This is a genomic window from Shinella lacus (assembly GCF_010994755.1).
Lineage (GTDB): Bacteria > Pseudomonadota > Alphaproteobacteria > Rhizobiales > Rhizobiaceae > Shinella > Shinella lacus.
On record NZ_WHSB02000001.1, the window covers coordinates 876,557 to 895,304 of the forward strand.

Here is an 18,748-nt window from a genome sequence, read left to right on the forward strand (position 1 = left end):
ATTAAATGGCTAAAATTTAATCGTCTCTTGTCGAGATTCAAAGACAATCCCCAAAATCTTTTGAAATAATCGTTATTCTAATCATATACTTAATTGCCATATTTGACAGCCGCTCAACGGGAATGCATCTGTATGCAGATCGAGGAAAGATTCGCGCGTGGCAGAGAAAAGGCAGAGACAGGTCGTGCGGGCCGGAACCACCGTCGAACAGATGGTGAAGGCGATCGCCGACATGATCGTGACCGGCACGATGCAGCCCGGCGAGAAACTGGACGAGTTTTCGCTTGCGGCGCGCTTTCAAGTGTCGCGCACCCCCGTGCGCGAGGCTCTGCGGGAGCTTGGCGCCATGGGATTGGTGGAACGCCAGCCGAACCGCAGCGCCGTCGTCACCAATGTGTCGGGAGGCTATCTATCCTCGATGTTCGAGGCGATGGCGGAGCTTGAGCGTGTCTGCGCGCGCCTCGCCGCCGGGCGCATGACGGTGGCCGAGCGGCGCGCGCTGGAACTGTCGCACCACGCCTCCATGCGGCTGGTACGGGACGGCGCCGAAGAGGACTACGCCGCTTACAATGTCGAGTTCCACACCAGGCTCTACAATGGCGCGCACAATGACCATGTCTTCGAACTGGTCACACAGACCCGCGCGCGCCTGTCTCCGTTCCGTCGCGCACAGTTCCGCCTCCCCGGCCGCCTTTCCAAATCCTACAGCGAACACCAGGACATCGTCACCGCCATCCTGCGGGGAGACGGCGAGGCAGCCGGAAAAGCCGCCTACGCCCATGTGTCGATCGTCAGCGACGCCAGCACCGTCTTCGCTGCGGATTAGAGGCGGCGGTCAACGCCCCCTTCTGTTCAGAGCGCCTTCTGCAACTCCGACAGCGCCTCGAAGAGATCGGCGACGAGGCCATAGTCGGCGACCTGGAAGATCGGTGCCTCCTCGTCCTTGTTGATCGCCACGATCACCTTGGAGTCCTTCATGCCGGCGAGATGCTGGATCGCACCCGAAATGCCGCAGGCGATGTAGAGCTGCGGCGCAACAACCTTGCCCGTCTGACCCACCTGCCAGTCGTTCGGCGCATAGCCCGCATCGACCGCAGCACGGGAGGCGCCAACGGCAGCGCCGAGCTTGTCGGCAACCGGCAGGATCACCTCCTGGAATTTTTCAGACGAACCAAGCGCACGACCACCCGAGATGATGATCTTTGCGGATGTCAGCTCCGGACGATCCGACGAGGACAGCGCATCCTTGACGTGGGTCGAGAGACCCGGGTTGGCTGCGGCCGAGACGCTCTCTATCGATGCGCTGCCGCCCTCGCCGGCTGCGGCGAAGGATGCCGTGCGCACAGTGATCACCTTCTTGGCGTCGGTGGACTGCACTGTCTGGATGGCGTTGCCCGCATAGATCGGACGCTTGAACGTGTCGGCCGAGACGACCTCGATGATCTCAGAGACCTGTGCGACATCGAGAAGCGCTGCCACGCGCGGCAGCACGTTCTTGCCGACGGAGGTGGCGGCCGAGACGATGGCCTCATAGCTGCCGGCAAGCGAGACGATGAGCGCTGCCAGTGGTTCCGCCAGGTTGTTGGCAAGCGTTTGATCCTCGGCGACGAGAACCTTCGAAACACCTGCGAGCTTTGCCGCCTGCTCGGCTGCCGCCTTGGCACCGGCACCCGCGACGAGCACATGCACGTCGGAACCGATCTTCGATGCCGCCGTCAGCGCCTTTGCCGTCTGGTCGGAAAGGTGGGCATTGTCGTGATCTGCCAGAAGAAGAATGGCCATGGTAATGTTCTCCCTTTCCTGCCTTACAGCACGCCGGCTTCGTTTTTCAGCTTGTCGACGAGTTCGGCGACGCTCTTAACCTTGACGCCTGCCTTGCGGCCGGACGGCTCCTCGGTCTTCAGCACCTTCAGCCGCGGGCTCGTGTCGACGCCGAAGTCGGACGGGGTCTTCTTGTCGAGCGGCTTCTTCTTCGCCTTCATGATGTTGGGCAGCGAGGCATAACGCGGCTCGTTGAGGCGCAGGTCCGTGGTGACCACGGCAGGGAGCTTGACTTCGATGGTCTGGAGACCGCCGTCGACTTCGCGGGTGACCTGTGCGCTGCCATCACCGATCTCGACCTTCGAGGCAAACGTCGCCTGTGCCCAGCCGAGCAGGGCCGAGAGCATCTGGCCGGTCTGGTTGCTGTCGTCGTCGATCGCCTGCTTGCCGACGATGATCAGGCCCGGCTGTTCGGCTTCTGCCACACCCTTGAGGATCTTTGCCACGGCGAGCGGCTCGACGGCATCCTCCGTCTCGACCAGCACGGCGCGGTCGGCGCCCATGGCGAGCGCGGTGCGCAGCGTCTCTTCGGCCTTCGCCGGGCCGATCGACACGACGACCACTTCCGACGCCTTGCCGGCTTCCTTCAGCCGCAACGCCTCCTCGACCGAAATCTCGTCGAACGGGTTCATCGACATCTTCACATTCGCTAGCTCGACACCCGAGCCATCCGCCTTCACGCGAATTTTGACGTTGTAATCAACGACCCGCTTTACAGGGACCAAGATCTTCATGCGATTCTACACTCCTATGCTCATCAATTCCGCTGGCCGGCACCGCTTTCCTCAGCCGGGATCGGGCGACCCAAAAACCCTTTGCAGGAGGTCGAGCACGCCATACCGGGTCAGCAGCGCGTAATAGTGCGAGGCCAGGCTGTTGACGAGGATGCCGCGCACCACCTGAAACCCGACAACGGTCGGAACGGCAAGGTGCAGGATTTCAGCCGTGACCGTCATTTCGGACAGGCCGCCCGGCGAGGTCGCCAGGATCGCTGCCGGATAGGTCAATCCCGTCGTAAGAGACAGAAGCAGCGCGAAGCCGACCATCACGGTGCCTAGACCAAAAATGGAGATGACGCTGAAGAACGCCACCCGTGGAAGCTTCGCCAGGATATCGCGGCGAAAGCGGCAACCGACGGCAAAACCGATCATCAACTGGGCGACGGCAAAAAGCGGGTGATACATCTTGCCGGCGACGAGGCCCCTGGAGGCAAAGATCGCCGTGAACAGGATTGCCCCGATCATATAGGGATTGTTGAGCCGGATGCGTCCGAGAAAATAGGCGAAGGCTGCCCCTCCGACGATCAGGCCCACCGTCCAGTATGGATCGACGATCCGGGTGCCGGGCGCCACCGCGAAATCGGGCGTGCCGAATGCGAGCAGGATCGACGGGATGGTGAGGGCGACGATCGTGACGCGCAACGTATGGACGATGGCGATCGGCTCGGCCTGGGCGCCCATCTGCACGCCGATGTTCCCCATCTCCGCAAGGCCGCCCGGCAGGCTGGCAAAAAAGGCCGTCTTCTGGTCGAGCCGGGCCTGCCGCGCAAGAATGACCCCCGCCACGCAAGACATCATTACGGAAACAAGCGCGCTGAGCACCATGAGCGGCAGCCAGCCACCAAGTTCTGCCAGAACGCTTGCCGTCATCGTCAGGCCGACGGCGGTTCCAATCGTGAGCTGGCCGAATTTGCGCACATTCTCGTTGGGTCGCAGATCGAACCCGGCGGCCGAAAGGCAGGCCGCCACGAGCAGCGGCCCCAGCATCCAGGCCAGCGGAATATGATAGGCCGCACCCGAAAAACCCGCGAGCGCTGCGAGCCCGAAGGCCAGGGTGGTCGTGCTCAGCCTTTTCCAGGCTTTCAACGATGGAATTGCACCACTCCTTGAGATGTGCGGAATGTTTTCAGAATGCGCGCCGCGGACCCCAATGATAGAGGTTCGCGACGCGCAATACCTCGGGCGCTACTTAGAATCCAGCTCCTTCAGCACCTCGCGGCCGATCCGGAAGCTGTCGACCATCGCGGGCACGCCGCAATAGATGCCGACCTGAAGGAAGACCTCCTTGATCTCGTCCCGGGTCAGGCCATTGTTGATGGCGCCGCGAACATGCGCTGCAAGCTCATGGGGGCGGTTGAGTGCGCTGATCATCGCGAGATTGATGATCGAGCGGGTCTTGCGGTCCAGTCCCTCGCGGCCCCAGACTTCGCCCCAGCAATAGGTCGTGACGAGCTGCTGCAGGTCCTGCGTGAAGTCATCGGCCTGGGCGAGCGCCTTGTCCACATAGGCATCACCAAGCGTAGCGCGGCGGATGGCGAGACCCTTGTCGTAGATTTCCTGGTCCATGTACATGTCCTTTCATGAGGCAGTTGGTTTGAGGTCGGGCCTTCAGGAGGCTGCGCGCATGCGCTCCGCCTCGGTCGTCAGTTCGCTGAGGATGTAGGGCATGACCCCGCCGCTGCGCGCATACTCGACCTCGACAGGCGTATCGAGGCGCAGGATCAACGGCACTTGCGTGCTCGTTCCATCGGCCCGGTGGATGACGAGCGTCAGGGACTGACCGAGCTCCACGTCGTCACCGAGACCGAGGATATCGAAGCGTTCCGAACCATCGAGGTTGAGGTCGGCGGTCCGGGCTCCTCCGGCGAGCTGGCATGGAAGCACACCCATGCCGACGAGGTTGCTGCGGTGGATGCGCTCGAAGCTTTCCGCCACGATGGCGCGCACGCCCAGAAGCCGCGTGGCCTTCGCCGCCCAGTCCCGCGCGCTGCCGGTGCCATATTCCTGGCCGGCCACCACGATCAGCGGCACGTTGTCGGCCTTGTAGCGAAGCGAGGCGTCGTAGATGCTCAGCGTCACGCCACCGGGCTGGTGTGCGGTCACGCCGCCCTCCACGCCGGGAACCATGCGGTTGCTGAGCCGCTGGTTGCCGAACCCGCCACGCACCATAACTTCATGGTTCATCCGCCGCGCACCAAAATTGTTGAAATCGAGCGGCGCAACGCCGAGGCTGCCGAGATAGGTTCCGGCCGGAGAACTCGCCTTGATGTTGCCGATCGGGCTGATGTGATCGGTGGTGACCGAATCCCCCAATATCGCCAGCGCCCTCGCGCCGGTGATCGGCGTCAGGACCGAGACCAGGAATTCCGGCGCCAGGAAGGGCGGCTCCTTCAGGTAGGTCGATTGCTCGTCCCATGCATAGAGCTTGCCCGTCGTCTGCGGAATGGTCTTCCAGTTCGGATCGCGCGCAGCAATGTCTCCCGCATAGGTCTCGCGGTAGAATTCCGGATTGGCTGCGATCGCCTGGGCTTCCGCGAGCTCTTCGGAGGATGGCCAGATATCACTGAGATAGACAGGCTTGCCATCCGTTCCGGTGCCGAGCGGCTCGTTCAGCAGGTCGATATCCATCCGCCCCGTCAGCGCAAATGCCACCACGAGGGGCGGGCTTGCGAGAAACGAAGCGCGCACGGCCGGGTGGATGCGGGCCTCGAAATTGCGGTTTCCCGACAGCACGGCACAGGCGACGACGTCGCGCGCAGCGATCTGTTCTTCCAGCTCGGGATCGATCGGCCCTGAGGCGCCGACGCAGGTGGCGCAGCTGTAGCCGGCGACGGCGAAGCCGAGCGTGTCGAGCGCGCCTTGAAGGCCGGCCGCTTCGAGATAGCGGCTGACCACCATCGAGCCCGGCGTCAGCGACGCCTTCACCCAGGGCTTGGTGCGAAGGCCGAGGGCGACGGCGTTGCGGGCGACCAGGCCTGCCGTCAGCATGACACCCGGATTGGACGTGTTGGTGCAGGAGGTGATGGCCGCGATCACGACGTCGCCGTCGCGCACCTTGCGCGCGGTCTCGTCCGCATCGGCGGGAGCGGTCGGTGTCTTTCCATAGCCGCCCTGCGCAACCGGCGCAGCGAGCACGTCTGCGAACCGCTCCTTCAATCCGTCGAGCGGGATGCGGTCCTGCGGCCGCTTCGGGCCGGCAAGGTTGGGCACGACGATCGAAAGGTCGAGCTCGATCACCCCGGAATAATCGATATCGCCGGATTTCGGCGCGCCGAAGAATCCTTGCGCGCGATAGAGTTTTTCGGCCGCCTGTACGGTCTCCTCCGTGCGCCCCGTCTGGCGAAGATAGGAACAGGTCTGCTCGTCGACGGGGAAATAACCTATGGTCGCGCCGTATTCGACGGCCATGTTGGCGATGGTGGCGCGATCGGGCACGCTCAGCGTCGCAACGCCCTCGCCGAAGAACTCGACGAATTTTCCGACGACTTTCGCCTTGCGCATCATTTCGGTGACATGCAGGACGAGATCGGTGGCCGTCACGCCCTCGCGCAGCCTGTTGGAAACGTGCACGCCGACCACGTCGGGCGTGAGGAAGAAGAGCGGTTGCCCGAGCACGGCGGCCTGCGCCTCGATGCCGCCGACGCCCCAGCCGACGGTACCGAGGCCCGCGATCATGCAGGTGTGGGAATCCGTCCCGACGAGGGTGTCGGGAAAACAGATGCCATCCTTTTCGAGATAGCCGGGGGCCAGAAGTTCGAGATTGAGCTGGTGCAGGATGCCGGCGCCCGGCGGGAAGAGGCGAACGCCGCCATAGGCCTGCATGGCCCATTTGACAAAGCGATAACGCTCGGCGTTGCGGCGGATGTCGAGTGCGGTATTGAGCTTCAACGCGTCCGGCCGGGCGTTGTAATCGACCGTCAGCGTATGATCGAGCGCCATGTCGACCGGCACCTTGGGGCCGACGATTTCCGCCGGATAGCCACGACGCATCATTGCACTGCGAACGGCCGTCAGGTCGCCAAGCAGCGGAATACCGGCCGCGCAGTTGAGCACGATACGCCCGACCGTGAAGGGTATTTCCGTCTCGCGCGGCGCGTTCGGCTGCCAGTTGGCGAGAGATTCGACATGGCTCCACAGGACCTTCTTGCCGTCGCAATTGCGCAGGACCGATTCCAGCACGATGCGCAGCGAAACGGGCATGCGCGACACCTTGCCAATGCCGTTTTCCTCCAGCGCGGGCACGGAGAAGTAGCGATATTTGCGGCCGGACCCAAGGTTGATGTCGCGACAGGTCTTGTCCTTGAGATCGGGTGTCATCGGGAACTCGCTGATGAAAGGGTTTCCATGAGCGTGCGAACCGACGCGAGATCGGCCAGGGTTCGAACATGCTCCGTAAGGGTTTCCGCCTGCGCCTCGGACAGTCGCCCGCGTGTCAGCAGCTTGAACTTTTCGCGGCTTTCGGCCTGCGTGCAGGGATCGACCGGCGTGCCGTGGCAATCCAGCACCGTGCCTTCGAACGATCGTCCATCGGCAAGTGTCAGGGAGACGCAGGCGCCGTACTGGCTCGGATAGACTGCGTCGATGCGGGGATCGACGACGATCTCGATGCGCGCTGCCAGCTCCCGGATATCCGCGCGGTTGACCACCTCGGCGGAAAACATGTCCGGGTCGCGCGGGTCGCCCATGAGGGAGAGCGCGGCGCAATAGGGAATGCTGTACTGGGCGCCCATCGTGTCGATCGGCGCCGGCTCGCTGTTGTTCTGGGCGGCATATTTGCTGACGCCGACGCGCACATGGGCGATATCGGCGGATGTGAGCGGCTGGGGACCGCGCATTTCGCAAAGCAGCTGCACGGTGGACTGGATCCATCCGCAGATCGGATAGACCTTGAACCAGGTCTTCGAGATCGCCCATTGCGATCCCAGTTCCTCGCTCAACCGGGCCGCATCCGCGCTGCTGCCGCCGAACACTTCGACGAGGCCGAAGCGGCTGTCGATGGCGAAGGGTGGGCCGAGGAAGCTGCGCCGGGCAAGCTGGGCGGCACGCACGCCGGCCTCGGCCGCGCGGCCGAGATGCAGCCGCTTGACCATGCCGCCACCCTTGCCGATGGCAAAGCTCTTGATGCCGCCGGCGGCCGAGCAGCTGAGGCCGATGGCGGAGAGAAGCTGGTCGCGCGTCAGCCCCATGACGATGCCGGCGGCAATCGCGCATCCGGCCGGAGCCGAAAGGCTGGCGACATGGAAGCCCCGGCGGGACGGTTCGGCGCCGAGCGCAAGGCCGATACGGTGCGTCACCTCGTAACCGGCGACGATGGCTTCCACAACCCGGGCGCCGCTCGCCTCGACCGCCTCGGCGGCGGCAAGCGCCGCCGGGATGACGGCCGCACCGGGATGCACGACGGATTCAGCGATCAGGTCGTCAAGCTCGTAGCCGTGGATTGCCGTGCCGTTGCAAAGTGCGGCGGCGGGTGCTGCAAGCCTTCCCCTCCCGATGACGGTGCTGAAGCCCTGCGTTCCTTCCGCGATCATCTCGTCGGCCAGGATGCGCGACCATGGCTGCGAAGCGCCGAAGACACCGCAACCCAGCGCTTCCAGAAGGCAGATGCGCGCCTGTTCCACGACGGCCGGAGGCAGCGTATCAACGGATATCTGGCGGACGAGGTCGATCAGGTCGTGGGCGTGGCTGTTCGTCATGGTGTCCATGGGTATTCCTCTGCTGGCGTATGGGATGCGGCGCGTCCGTCAGAGCCGGATGATGCCGACACCCTTCTCGATGTCGATCCGCGTGCCAAGCGGCTCGGACAGGGATTTGAGGCGCTGAAGAACCGCCTCGCCGGTTTCCTTGTCGGCAATAAAGGGGCGGCCTTCCGTCAGGGCATGCGCGCCCTTGCCCGTCTGGCGCGTGATGACCGTTCCGTCCGGCGTCGTCCGGCGCCCCATCTCGACCGGGTGCAGCCGGATCTCCTTCAGGGCGTCGCCGTCATATTCGAACTCGAACACGGCGGAACTCCACCAGGGTGCGAGATCGAGGCCGGGATGGAGCGGATAGGCGGCAGCGTTCAATGTCGTCAGGCGATCGACATCGTGATCCCAGGCCTCGTAGCTGTCATAGGGCACACGGCGGACGAATTCCGACTGCGCGATGAAATTGCCGACGCCGTAGAAGATCGGCTTGCCGTCATGGATCTCGATGCCGAGCGTCTTGTGCCAGCCGTGGCCGATATAGATGTCCGCGCCCGCGTCGATGGCGGCATGGGCGAACTGGCGGGCGAAGCGCGGAGGATTGTCGCTGCGCGGGCCTTCCGAGACGTTGTAATGATGGGCGACCATGACGAGGTCGGCCATCGTCGCCGCCTCTTCGATCGATCGCAGATTGCCTTCGAGATCGCGCGGATGGCACTCGCTGAACACACCGAACTTCTCGCCGGCGACGAAGGCGGGCGACGTGCGGGTCGACTGGTCGCCCGGGAAATTCAGCGCGATTTCTTCGGCACCCGCGGCGTTTTTGCGCCGGCTGCCGATGCCGAGCCGGCTGGCGAGCCTTTCCAGTTCGGCGGCGGCAGCACCATCGACCTCGTATTTCATCGACACGCGCAGGGGATTGACGCCGGGCCGGCCGCGCAGCTGCGCCTTGGGATGGCTTGCCCATTCGTACGCCTTGTTGCCCGAACTCGTCGAAACGAGCGCCACGCGGCCCTTCCGCGTCTCGAAGAAGGCCGGCTCGCGCGCCTCCTCCAGATCGCGGCCCGTGCCGGCGCAGGCGAATCCCGCGTCCCGGCAATGGCGGGCGGTTGACAGGAGGCCGGACGGGCCGAAATCGAAACTGTGGTTATGGGCGAGCGACAGGATATCGATCCCGGCCGACTTCAGTTCCGCGGCAAGGTCCGGCTCCGCAATCATGTAGCTTGCAACCCAGTCGCCGCGCGACGCCCATTCCAGATCGTCCGCATCGCCGAAGTTCATTTCGAGATGGGCATAGGTGACATCGGAGTTCGCGAGCAGATCGAGCACTGCAAGAAATTCCGGCTCCTTATAGGCGGTGAAGGGCCGGGCAATCATGCACTCGCCTGCCAGGACGACTTTCCAATCCCGCTTGCGAGACATGTTTTCTCCCCCGATTCTTTCGATTGATTGGCATGGCCGGCGCCCATCCCTCTCGATGGGCGCCCTTGGGACGCCGTGGCGTCCGGCCTCGCGCTCAGTAGTAGGCGCGTTCGGCTCCGAGAAGGTTTTCGCGGAAGCGATCCTTCAGGTGCACGCCGTCGCGCACGCGGATCGACATGGGATAGCGCTGCGTGTTCACCTTGATGGCCGCGAAGAACGGGCCATCGCCTTCGAAGAGCTTCGGCACGACCGCGTTGAGCTCGGCCTCCGTGTAGACCGTCTCGGCGCCGGCAAAGCCGCATTCGCGCGCAACGCCGGCCAGGCTGACGCCGCGCCGCGTATGGGTCGGCTGCATGCCGGTCTCGCTATAGTGCTCGTTGTCGATGACGGCGATGGCGAGGTTCTTCGGGCGCTGCGCGCCGATCGTCGCAAAGGCGCCGATGCCCATCAGCATTTCACCGTCGCCGGTCATGACCAGCACGCGGCGGTCAGGCTGGGCAAGCGCAAGGCCGAGACCCATCATGGCGGCGGCACCCATCCCGCCCCACAGGCAGAACGTATTGAGGTGGTCGACCGTGCCGGCATCGTAGGTCGCCGACCCGAGGCCCGTGACCATCAGCACGTCTCCACGCTGTGCGACGATCGCTCTCAACACCTCGCGGCGATCCATCGTACCTTTTTTCGTGTCGGTCATTGTTACTTGCTCCAGTCCTTGAAGCCGAGAAGCCGCTGGCTGAGGAGCACTGCGACGACGCAATTGGAAGAAAAGGCGAGCTGCGCGCCGGCGTAGACGATCTGTCCCACCTCTTCGGCGTGGCTCGCGCGCTGAACGTAGACGCCCATGTCCTGCAGGACTCGCTCGGCATTCTGCCCCATCGGCAGCTGCCAGGGATTGAACTCCCCCCACTCGCCGCGCATGGTGACGACCATCAGCAGCGGCATGCGGCAGTGGAGTGGAACGCTCAGCATGTTGATGCAGTTGCCGACACCCGACGACTGCATGAGGAGCGCACCGCGATCACCCCCGAGCCATGCACCGGAAAGCATGGCGACGCCCTCTTCCTCGGTCGTCAGCGAGACTGCGGTCATGTCGGCGTCCGCCTCGCAGTTCGAGATCAGCTCGATATGGCCGGCATCCGGAACGTAGGCGACTTGTTTGACATCGCTACGCTTGAGTGCCTGGAATATCTCGCCGGGCCAAAGTCGGGGGGTAGGTTCTTGTTTCACGTCGACTCCCATTGAAAGGCTTGAACAGAATTTGGAAAAGGCGGGGCCTGGCTGCGCGGCCACAGGCCGCGCAGAGGATGGTGCTCAGTTTGGTTTTCAGCGATCAGAGCTGTTCGGCTACGCCGGATTCCTTGACGACAGTGGCCCACTTCTTGATGTCGCTGGCCACCTGCTTGGCGAACTCTTCAGGCTTGTTGCCCACGAGCACGGCACCGGTCGGCTCGAAGCGCCCGCGGAAGCCGGGATCATCGATGAGCGCCTTCACGCCCTCGTAGACCTTCTGGACGATCTTCGGATCCGTGCCGGTGGGAACGAGAAGGCCATACCAGAGATCGGATTCGAACCCGTCGAGGCCCGGCAGTTCGGCGACCGCCGGAACGTCCGGCAGGGATGAGTTGCGGTCGAGGCTGCTCACGGCCAGAGCGCGCAGCTGCCCCTGCTTGATATAGGGCGACGCGCTGAGGATGGAGACGAAAAGGCAGTCGATATGGTCGCCGAGAAGGGCGGTGATCGACGACCCCGTTCCCTTGTACGGAATGTGCGTGATGTCGACGCCCGCGCGCGACTTCAGCATCTCGAGCGCCAGATGCGCACCGCCGCCGACGCCCGACGACCCGCAGCTCAGCGTGCCCGGGCTTTTCTTCGCGAGTTCGAGGAATTCTTCCATGGTTTTTGCCGGCGATGCCGGCGGCACCAGGAAGACGAAGGGCAGGCTCGACAGCATCGAGACCGGCGTAAAGTCCTTGATCGGATCATACTTCACGCGGTCGCCGAAGAGCTGCGGATTGATGGCGATCGTGGCATTGGTCGTCAGAAGCAGCGAGTAGCCGTCCGGCTTCGATTTCGCGACGATGTCCGTTCCCAGATTGCCGTTTGCACCCGGCTTGTTTTCGACGATCACCGCGTTGTTGTTCCAGAGACCCTGCAGCTTGTTGGCGAGTTCGCGCGAAACGATGTCCGTGCCCCCGCCCGCCTCGAACGGCGTGATGATCCGGACCGTCTGGTTCGGATAGTCCTCCGCGGACTGCGCAAAGGCCGGAACGCTTTGCAGGGCGAGTAAGGATAATGCTAGTCCGGCAATCTTCTGACGATATGAAAACATGACTTTCCTCCCTTTATGCTGGGGAGTTTAGTAAGCGGGTCATGCGGGCGCAAAGCGTCATTTTCGATAGTAGTATGCGATACAGGCATACTGGGATCTGACGCGCAAACAGGCGCTCTCCCCTCGCGCGAGGGCCCGCTTTGTCGCTCAACCAAGCGGATTGGCTCTACTTCGCCGCGCGCTCGCGCTCACGCGCCCGCAGCGTCGCGCGGACATGGTCCGGCGTCAGCGCCGGCGTCAGAAGTTCGATGAAATCGAAGATGAAGCGGCGGATATAGGTGTCGGTCCGCAGGGTGACATAGCTGGTGCTCGCCTCGAAGAGATGGCTGGCATCGCGCGCGCGCAAAGCCCTGTCATGGGCCGGGTCAAAAGCATCGGTCGCCATGACGGCGATGCCGATGCCCATCTCGACATAGGTCTTGCCGACATCCGCATCCACGGCGTTGAACAGGATGGTCGGCGTAATCCCCTTTTTCTCGAAGGCGTCGAGGATCTTCCATCGCCCGCTGCGATGCGGATCGTGCGCGATCATCGGATATTTGGCGATGGCCTCCAGCGTCAGCGTCTTGACCCGGAAAATGGGGTGGCCCTTCGGAGCGATCAGGCTCCGGGTGATCTGGTAACAGGGCAGGCGCAACAGGTGGGGAAAGGGCCGCATCGTTTCCGTGCCGACGGCAATGTCGGCCTTGCCGGTCTCCACCGCCTCGCAGATTTCCGTCGGATTGCCTTGCAGCAGCCCGATCCGCACATGCGGATGGCGCTGGACGAAACTCTTGATGACGCGGGGCAGGATATATCTGGCATGGGTATGGGTGGTCGCGATCGTCAGCGTGCCGCCTTCCTGGGCGCCGTAGTCCTCGCGGATGTTCTTGAGGCTCTGGACTTCGTTGAGGATGCGCTGGGCGATTTCGACGACTTCGCGGCCGGGATCCGTCAGCCCGGTTACCCGGTTCCGGCTGCGCTGGAAGATCGAGAAGCCGAGTTCGAGCTCCAGTTCCTGGATCTGCTTGCTCATGCCAGGCTGGGACGTGTTCAACGCATCGGCGGCGGCGGAAATATGGTTGCCCTGCCGGTTGACCTCAATGACATAGCGGAGTTGGCGAAGCTGGACCATGGGCATTTCCTGCGGTGATGACCTCAGGCCCAGTCTATGCGGCTTATATCCGCTTAGTCATGAAAAATATCAGGTTTTCCGTAAAACAGCGATCATCGGGCAATCGCGGCAAGGCCGCTTTCATCCTGCGGCCAGAATTCGCCCGGCGTGCAAACCCATCCCTCCATCAGCCGCCGCGCCGAGCGGCTCATGGCGAGCCGTTCGGCGGTGAGTGCCCCGGCATCTTGAGAAACGTCCGCCTCAACCGTCAAGATGCCCGAAGCGTGACCGAGCCTGACTTTCGGGCTGTGGGTTTGCGCGAGGCGATAAGGCACCGTACCGGGCACCTGCAAGGCCGCCGCGATCGCGGCAGCACCCGTACCGGTGATCGCGTGGTGCAGTTTTCCCATCGATATGATCCGCGCCACCAGATCGGTCGAGGATGCGCCGATGACCTGTCCGTTCGATGCCCGGTAGTCGATCGAAGGAGAGACGAAGGCGAGTTTCGGCATGTGCGGTCGCGTCTGCGTCGCTTCCTGCGATGTTTTCGCCAAGCCCATGGCGACGGCGCAGGCGGCGCGGATCATCTCCAGGCGCGCCAGCAGTCCGTCGTCGCCGTTGATATGCTCGGGCAGCTCCGTTCCGGCCAGTCCGAGCACGCGAGCCTCGACGATCGCCGTTGCCATGCCGGCCTGGACGAGCGTGACATCGAACCGCCCGATGCCCGACACCTCCACCCTGTCCAGAACCCGACCCGTGGGGAAAAGTCCGCCGTCGGCGTTCTCCTGTGGCGGATATTCGATCAGGATTTCGGCGCCGGCAAATGCGACCCCATCCATCTCGAACGAACCGGTCTCGGCGGTCTGGCCGGCCTGCACCGGCACGCGGGCCACGATCTGCTGGCCGAGATTGACCTGCCAGATCCGGACGGTCACAACGCCTTCGGACGGCACGTCGACGAAGCCTTCATCGATCGCGAAGGACGCAGCAGCACTCAGGAGATTGCCGCAGCTTCCGGACCAGTCGATCAGGGCGCGATCGACCGCGACCTGACCGAAGAGATAGTCGATATCGCAGCCGGGGCGCACCGACCGGGAGATGACCGCGACCTTGCTTGCGCTGGAATGGCCGCCACCCACGCCGTCCATCTGGCGGCCATAGGGGTCCGGGCTTCCAAAGGCCCGCAGCAGCACGCGGTCGCGCACGGCCAGGTCCGAAGGCAAATCCTCCAGCCGGACGAACAGGCCCTTGCTGGTGCCGCCCCGCATGAGGACGGCGGGGATGCGGCGTCGGGTCATGGCTCAACCTTCCGCGATCGCCTGGTCCTTCTGCTTGCGAACCAGAGGAACGACCATCAGGATCACGAGGCCAAGCGCGATCGCCAGGAAAACGGCGCTGAGCGGCGACGAGACGAAGACCTCCAGGTTTCCGTGCGACTGCAACATGGCGCGGCGGAAGTTCTCCTCGATCATCGGGCCGAGCAGGAAGCCGAGGATGAACGGCGCCGGCTCACAGTCGAGCTTCAGGAAGACGTAGCCGAGCAAGCCGAAGAAGGCGGCGAAGGCGATATCGCTGGCGCTCATATTGACCGTGTAGATGCCGATGCACGAGAAAACGAGGATGAGCGGATAGAGCCAGCGATAGGGAACTTTGAGAAAAGCCACCCAGAGACCGACCAGCGGCAGGTTGAGGATGACCAGCATCACATTGCCGATCCACATGCTGGCCACCAGGCCCCAGAAGAGTTCCGGATGCGACGTCATCACCTGGGGACCCGGCGTGATGCCGTGGATCATCAGGGCGCCGAGCAGCAGTGCCATGGTCGCGCTACTGGGAATGCCGAGGGTCAGCGTGGGGATGAAGTGCGTCTGCGCGGCCGCATTGTTGGCCGATTCCGGGCCGGCGACGCCTTCGATCGCGCCCTTGCCGAAGCGGGACGGGTCCTTGGCGAGCTTCCGTTCAAGAGCGTAGGATGCGAAGGAGGCGATGGTCTGCCCCGTTCCCGGCAGGACGCCCAAGATGGAGCCGATGCCGGTGCCGCGCAAAATGGGTTTCCAGGATGCCTTCAGGTCTTCCCGGGTCGGCATGAGGTTGGTCACGCGCCCGGTCAGCACTTCGCGTTTCAGCGAGACGCCGAGATTGACGACGATCTCCGAGAAGGCAAACAAGCCGGCGGCAACGACGACGAAATCGAAGCCTTCGGCCAGGCCATCCATACCGAAGGTGAAGCGGTCAATGCCGGAATTGACGTCCGTGCCCGCCAGACCGAAGATCGCGCCGCAAAACGCCATGCCCATGCCCTTGACGAGAGACCCGCGCACGAGGGCGGATGAACAGATCAGGGCCATGAACATCAGGGAGAAATATTCCGCCGCGCCGAACTTCAGCGCCACGGCGCCAAGCGGCGGCCCGACGAAGGCGATGAGCAGCGTGCCGATGCAGCCGGCAATGACCGAGCCGATGGCGGCGATGGCCAGAGCCGGTCCCGCCCGCCCCTGCCGCGCCATCTGATATCCATCGATGCAGGTGACCGCCGAGGAGGATTCGCCCGGAAGATTGACCAGGATCGCGGTGGTCGAGCCGCCATAGGCCGCACCGTAGTAGATGCCGGCAAGCATGATCATCGCGCCTTCGGGCGGAAGACCGAAGGTCAGCGGCAAGAGCACGGCGATCGTCACCAGCGGCCCGACGCCCGGCAGCACGCCGATGAAGGTGCCGAGCAGCACGCCGGCAAAACAATAGGCAAGGTTCATCGGCGACAGGGCGACGCCGAAACCCAGCGAAAGATGCTGAATAAGTTCCATCACCAGGGCCTCAGTTTGAGGGGAATGTTCAGTCCGTAGACGAAGATGCCCACCGCGATCAGCGTCATCGCGAGAACCATGATGGCGAGTTCGCGCATGCTGCCTTCGCGTCCTGCCAGCCGGCTGATCAACACGAGGGCCACCACCGCGACGATGAGGCCGCGCGATTCGATGAGCAGGCTGAAGGTGAAGACGGCGACGAGGGTGAAGACGAGCGGCCGGATTTCCCAGCTCGTCACGCTTTCGGAGGTCTCCGGATGCAGGCTCGAGCGGACGACCATCGTGAGCCCGATCAGCGTCATGATGGTTCCCAGGATGACCGGGAAATAACCCGGGCCCATATTGCCCGCCGTTCCCATGTCGTAGCTCTGGCCCAACACAATGGTGCCAAGCCCGATCGCGCCGAAAAGAGCTCCGCTCAGGAAATCTTTTGTGATGTGAATCTTCATTCTTCCTCCCCGTCCTCCGACATGTCGATGCCGGTGCGTCCTCCCGCCCGGCGCCGCTGTCATACAGCGCTTTGTCCGCATCCTGCGCCGGCCTTTGGCCGCCACGGGACGATTCAGCTCATTTTCCGGCGGCTGTCACCGCTGCACGAACGGATTGGCCGACGGCGCACCGTAGTTCATCCAGACGCTCTTCACCTGCAAGTATTCTTTGATCATTTCCGCACCGTTCTCCCGGCCGACGCCGCTCTGGCGGTAACCGCCGAACGGCGACATGTAGCTCGTTGCGCGATAGGTATTCACCCAGACGGTGCCGGCTTTCAACACCTCCGTCATGCGCACCGCCCGGCCGATATCCCGTGTCCAGACGCCGGCGGCAAGCCCGTACATCGTATCGTTGGCAATCCGCACGGCATCCGCCTCGTCCTTGAAGCGGATGACGGAAAGGATCGGGCCGAACACCTCTTCCTGCGCGATGCGCATGCCGTTGTGCACGTCCTTGAAGATCGTCGGCTCGACGAACCAGCCGTCGCCGCATTCCGGCCGCTTGCCGGGCTCTCCGCCCATCACAAGCGTCGCCCCCTCGCCGCGGGCGACGTCGATATAGTTCAGCACCTTCTCGTATTGCGGCATGGTCGTGATGGGGCCGACCTGCGTCTGCATATCGGCGGGATCACCCATGCGGGCCGCCTTCACCGTCTCGACAAGGCGCTCAAGGAAAGCATCGTGGATGGAATCCTCGACCAGAAGGCGGGAGCCTGCGAGACAGGTCTGGCCGGTCGCCGCAAAGATACCCGCGATCGCGCCGTTCACCGCTTCGTCCAGGTCCGCATCGGCAAAGACGATATTGGGCGATTTTCCGCCGAGCTCCATCGTCACATGTTTCATGGTCTGCGCCGCCGAGGCATAGATCCGCTTTCCGGTCGCATCCGATCCCGTGAAGGCGACCTTGGCGACCTTTGGATGCTCCACCAGCGGCGTGCCGACCTCGTTGCCAAACCCCGTGACGACATTGACGAGGCCGCTCGGCGCGCCGGCTTCCTCGATGATCTTGACGAATTCCAGCACGGAGGCGGATGTGAATTCGGACGGCTTGATGACCACCGCATTGCCGGCCGCCAGCGCCGGCGCCAGCTTCCACGCCGTCAGCATGAGCGGCGAATTCCAGGGCGTGATGACGGCCACGACACCGAGCGGCTCATAGCGCGTATAGTTGAGATATCCGCGTTTATCGAGCGGGATGACGGAGCCTTCGACCTTGTCGGCGAGCCCGCCATAATAGTGATACCAGTTCGGCATGTAGCGCATCTGCGCCAGCATCTCGGCCATCAGCTTGCCGTTGTCGCGCACTTCGATGGCTGCCAGATGTTCGGCGCGCTGCGCGGCGAGGTCACCGATGCGGCGCAGCAGCGCGCCCCGCTCGCTTGCCGTGCTCGAAGCCCAAGGGCCGGTGGTCACCGCCGCGTGGGCGGCTTCGACGGCGCGCTCCACATCCGCAGCATTGCCCCGCGCGACCCGCGCCCAGGGCTTGCCGGTGAAGGGATTGAACGTGTCGAACCATTCGCCGCCATTGGGATCAACGAACTTGCCGTCTATATAGTGCTGAAAATCCTGCATTCCGGTCTCTCCCGTCATCGTCATGCGCCCGGCTCGTTCGGCGAAATCCACGTCGCGTGCTCCACGACCTTGCCCTTGAGCAGCCTGTCCATATCGAGCGCGCCGTGGGCGGGATCGGGCAGCAATTCGTTCAGGTTGCCGTTTTCCATCGACAGGGCTTCCGCGCGCTCACGCTGCATCGCCTTGGCGAGGATCTGCGCGGCCAGCAGGCGCGGCACCACAGTGATGCCGTCGTCATCGCCGACCACGATATCGCCCGGCGAAACGACGACCCCGCCGACCTGCACCGGAACGTTGATCGAGCCGGGCGTGTTCTTCTGCGGGGCGCGCGGCGACACACCCCTGGAGAAGACGGGAAACCGGTCGCGGCGCAACAGCGCCACGTCGCGCACCGTTCCGCTAGCAACGACACCGACGCCACCGCGGCCGCGCACTTGCAAGGCGCTGCGATGGCCGAAGCAGCCGCTGTCGGAATCACCGGCGTCGATGACGAGCACGTCACCCGGCTGCATCATCTGCACCGCCTTGTGCGTCATGATGTTGTCGCCGGGAAAACAAAGCACCGTGAAGGCGGACCCTACCATGGTGATGTTTTCGAAGATTGGGCGGATATCGGCTTTCATCGCGCCATGGCGGCCCATCGCATCGCTCAGGGTGGATGTCGGTACACCCTTGAACGCCTCGATCAGCTCAGACGGCGCCCGCTGGAAATCGTGATAGATATGGCCGTACATGGCCGCTCCTCCTAAAAGTCCT

Annotated in this window: 17 protein-coding genes; 1 reads left to right on the forward strand and 16 read right to left on the reverse strand. The window is 63.6% G+C overall.

Annotation, left to right across the window (positions count from 1 at the left end):
* The first annotated feature begins 211 nt into the window (after positions 1 to 211).
* On the forward strand, positions 212 to 826 hold the full coding sequence (locus GB927_RS03970) for a GntR family transcriptional regulator (protein ID WP_305110589.1): 615 nt from the start codon (positions 212 to 214) through the stop codon (positions 824 to 826).
* A gap of 26 nt (positions 827 to 852) precedes the next feature.
* Here the strand turns inward: GB927_RS03970 and GB927_RS03975 are convergent, their stop codons facing one another.
* From GB927_RS03975 to GB927_RS04050, 16 genes are all read right to left on the reverse strand, one after another.
* On the reverse strand, positions 853 to 1,782 hold the full coding sequence (locus GB927_RS03975; RefSeq protein WP_256115280.1) for an electron transfer flavoprotein subunit alpha/FixB family protein: 930 nt from the start codon (positions 1,780 to 1,782) through the stop codon (positions 853 to 855).
* A 23-nt stretch (positions 1,783 to 1,805) separates the two neighbouring features.
* Positions 1,806 to 2,555 (reverse strand): electron transfer flavoprotein subunit beta/FixA family protein, encoded by a 750-nt coding sequence (locus tag GB927_RS03980; protein WP_256115281.1) that lies wholly within the window; start codon positions 2,553 to 2,555, stop codon positions 1,806 to 1,808.
* A 51-nt stretch (positions 2,556 to 2,606) separates the two neighbouring features.
* A complete protein-coding gene (locus GB927_RS03985) occupies positions 2,607 to 3,686 on the reverse strand; it encodes an AbrB family transcriptional regulator (RefSeq protein ID WP_256115282.1) in 1,080 nt (359 codons plus the stop codon).
* Positions 3,687 to 3,785: 99 nt separating this feature from the next.
* On the reverse strand, positions 3,786 to 4,166 hold the full coding sequence (gene pcaC / locus GB927_RS03990) for a 4-carboxymuconolactone decarboxylase (RefSeq protein WP_256115283.1): 381 nt from the start codon (positions 4,164 to 4,166) through the stop codon (positions 3,786 to 3,788).
* Between the two features lie 42 nt (positions 4,167 to 4,208).
* Positions 4,209 to 6,917 (reverse strand): aconitate hydratase AcnA, encoded by a 2,709-nt coding sequence (acnA, locus tag GB927_RS03995; RefSeq protein ID WP_256115285.1) that lies wholly within the window; start codon positions 6,915 to 6,917, stop codon positions 4,209 to 4,211.
* Positions 6,914 to 8,302 (reverse strand): MmgE/PrpD family protein, encoded by a 1,389-nt coding sequence (locus tag GB927_RS04000; protein WP_256115287.1) that lies wholly within the window; start codon positions 8,300 to 8,302, stop codon positions 6,914 to 6,916. The genes acnA and GB927_RS04000 overlap by 4 nt, the downstream gene beginning before the upstream one ends.
* A 39-nt stretch (positions 8,303 to 8,341) precedes the next feature.
* The gene (locus GB927_RS04005) at positions 8,342 to 9,703 is read right to left on the reverse strand and encodes a CapA family protein (protein WP_256115288.1); all 1,362 of its coding nucleotides are present in this window, start codon (positions 9,701 to 9,703) and stop codon (positions 8,342 to 8,344) included.
* A gap of 94 nt (positions 9,704 to 9,797) precedes the next feature.
* Positions 9,798 to 10,397 carry a thiamine pyrophosphate-dependent enzyme gene (locus GB927_RS04010; protein WP_256115289.1) on the reverse strand — a complete coding sequence of 200 codons (600 nt, stop codon included), beginning with the start codon at positions 10,395 to 10,397 and terminating at the stop codon, positions 9,798 to 9,800.
* Positions 10,398 to 10,399: 2 nt separating this feature from the next.
* Positions 10,400 to 10,942, reverse strand: coding sequence for a thiamine pyrophosphate-binding protein (locus GB927_RS04015; protein ID WP_256115290.1), 543 nt, complete (start codon positions 10,940 to 10,942; stop codon positions 10,400 to 10,402).
* 91 nt (positions 10,943 to 11,033) lie between these two features.
* On the reverse strand, positions 11,034 to 12,032 hold the full coding sequence (locus GB927_RS04020; protein WP_256115291.1) for a Bug family tripartite tricarboxylate transporter substrate binding protein: 999 nt from the start codon (positions 12,030 to 12,032) through the stop codon (positions 11,034 to 11,036).
* 166 nt (positions 12,033 to 12,198) lie between these two features.
* Positions 12,199 to 13,146, reverse strand: coding sequence for a LysR substrate-binding domain-containing protein (locus tag GB927_RS04025; RefSeq protein ID WP_256115292.1), 948 nt, complete (start codon positions 13,144 to 13,146; stop codon positions 12,199 to 12,201).
* Positions 13,147 to 13,238: 92 nt separating this feature from the next.
* Complete coding sequence (gene prpF / locus GB927_RS04030; protein ID WP_256115293.1) at positions 13,239 to 14,423, reverse strand: 2-methylaconitate cis-trans isomerase PrpF; 1,185 nt, start codon at positions 14,421 to 14,423, stop codon at positions 13,239 to 13,241.
* Positions 14,424 to 14,426: 3 nt separating this feature from the next.
* On the reverse strand, positions 14,427 to 15,929 hold the full coding sequence (locus GB927_RS04035; RefSeq protein ID WP_256115425.1) for a tripartite tricarboxylate transporter permease: 1,503 nt from the start codon (positions 15,927 to 15,929) through the stop codon (positions 14,427 to 14,429).
* Entirely contained in the window at positions 15,929 to 16,378 is a 450-nt protein-coding gene (locus GB927_RS04040; RefSeq protein WP_256115295.1) for a tripartite tricarboxylate transporter TctB family protein, read from the reverse strand. The genes GB927_RS04035 and GB927_RS04040 overlap by 1 nt, the downstream gene beginning before the upstream one ends.
* Positions 16,379 to 16,513: 135 nt before the next feature.
* Positions 16,514 to 17,992 carry an aldehyde dehydrogenase gene (locus GB927_RS04045; protein WP_256115296.1) on the reverse strand — a complete coding sequence of 493 codons (1,479 nt, stop codon included), beginning with the start codon at positions 17,990 to 17,992 and terminating at the stop codon, positions 16,514 to 16,516.
* A gap of 20 nt (positions 17,993 to 18,012) precedes the next feature.
* The gene (locus GB927_RS04050) at positions 18,013 to 18,726 is read right to left on the reverse strand and encodes a 4-carboxy-4-hydroxy-2-oxoadipate aldolase/oxaloacetate decarboxylase (RefSeq protein WP_256115297.1); all 714 of its coding nucleotides are present in this window, start codon (positions 18,724 to 18,726) and stop codon (positions 18,013 to 18,015) included.
* Positions 18,727 to 18,748: the final 22 nt, after the last annotated feature.